Raw genomic sequence first — 1,599 nt, forward strand, 5'->3', positions numbered from 1 at the left:
GAGACACCGCTCTTAAGGGCAGGTGCGTACGGAGCGAAAAATCACCATGTCAGACGACGAGGAAGAGCGTCTTTCCTCGCACGGCACCGCCCTCGCGGAAATACTGCAAAGGCAGCTACGTGAGTAAATAATGTGATCTTTATGATCTTAGAGTGAAATCATACTCTTGGAAAGTATGTTTTATCACTTTGTAAGATTTTTGAGAGAGCCTCTCGCTCTACTGGATGGTTAGCATCAGGTCTGAGATGCACCTAGCCCTTCTCAATGCGAAGTGAGATTTAGAACCTATCGTCCCGTTCAGCGCTCAGGCCAGCGCTGGGACTGCAGTCAGGCACGTTTAGTGGTAGTCCGTTGACTGTTCAGAAGCGCACACTGGGATATGACCCAGGATCGTGTGGTGCCAGATCCACTGGACAACGGCTGTACTCAGCTGGATCACGTGTTTAATCGGCCCACGCAGCGGGAAGCGCTGCGCCTGTACCTGCAGGGTCTGGTGCTCGGCACAAAGCGGCACAACACCGCAACCGGCCTCGCCAACACGGCACCCGGAAAGGCGGGGAGTCAGCACAAGGCAGCGCAGCGGCTGCAATGGTTTCTCTCCGAAAGCACCTGGGATCCAGACCAACTGCACAGAGCCCATCTGGATGTCATGCGCCGTGGGTGCGCTACGGCACCGACGGCGGCGGCTGTTCTGGTCATTGATGAGACTGGAATTCGGAAGTACGGCACACAGACCGCGCATGTCGGACGGCAATATCTGGGAAGCCTGGGCAAAGTCGACTCGGGCGTTGTGACCGTGCATGTGCTGTATGACACACCTCAGGCGTACTTTCCGCTTCAGTGACGACCGTACACGCCCGCACACTACTTTCCCCGCAAGACCAGTGACCCTGCATTCCGCACCAAGCCTCAACTGGCGGTGGTGTTGATTGAGGCCGTTCGGCACGACTGGCCTTGGTGGCAGATTGTCTGTACGGACGCAACGAGTTTTTCCTCACGTCACTGCTCACCGCATCGATTCCGTTCGTGCTGGCACTGCCCAGTTCATACGCCTGGTGGCACGAACAGGGTCAACCTGGCAGCGTGGAGGAGCTGGCGCTGCGCGCAGCGTCAACAGACTAGCAACCCTTCAAGCGGACGTTTACCAATGGAACAGAGCGATTGTTCTGGCGGGCAGAAGTGAGCGGTGGACCGTATGGCTCTGGGCGACCGTTACGCCTGATCGTGGTCACGCCAGATCCCGTCACTCTCCCGCACGATACGACGGAGTATCTCATTACCAATTTCCGGCAGAGCGGGCAGGATGCGTCCCTTGGACGCGTCCAGTTGGAGTACCTTGCTGCATCACGTGCGGTTATGGCTGGAGCTGTTTGTCTAGGTGTGGCGAGCCTAGCGTGCCTATTCCACGGAAACGACCACCTCGGCAACTCTTTCATTTTCTGGATCAGGTCGGACGAGGGACTCCTCTCCAGTTATACGTGGCCTAGATATCGTCCAGGACGGCGAATCACGCATGAGTCAACGGACTACCACTAGAGGCTGCCAAGAACCCTACCCAAGAAAGGGCCTGATTTTCGCCAACATCAGAACGCAAGCGGC

Annotated in this window: 1 pseudogene; it reads left to right on the forward strand. The window is 56.9% G+C overall.

Annotation, left to right across the window (positions count from 1 at the left end):
• Positions 1-379 precede the first annotated feature (379 nt).
• Positions 380-1,487, forward strand: a pseudogene (locus IEY31_RS19185) (IS701 family transposase).
• Positions 1,488-1,599 lie beyond the last annotated feature (112 nt).

Origin of the sequence: Deinococcus aerolatus, from assembly GCF_014647055.1 — a bacterium.
GTDB classification, from domain to species: Bacteria; Deinococcota; Deinococci; order Deinococcales; family Deinococcaceae; genus Deinococcus; species Deinococcus aerolatus.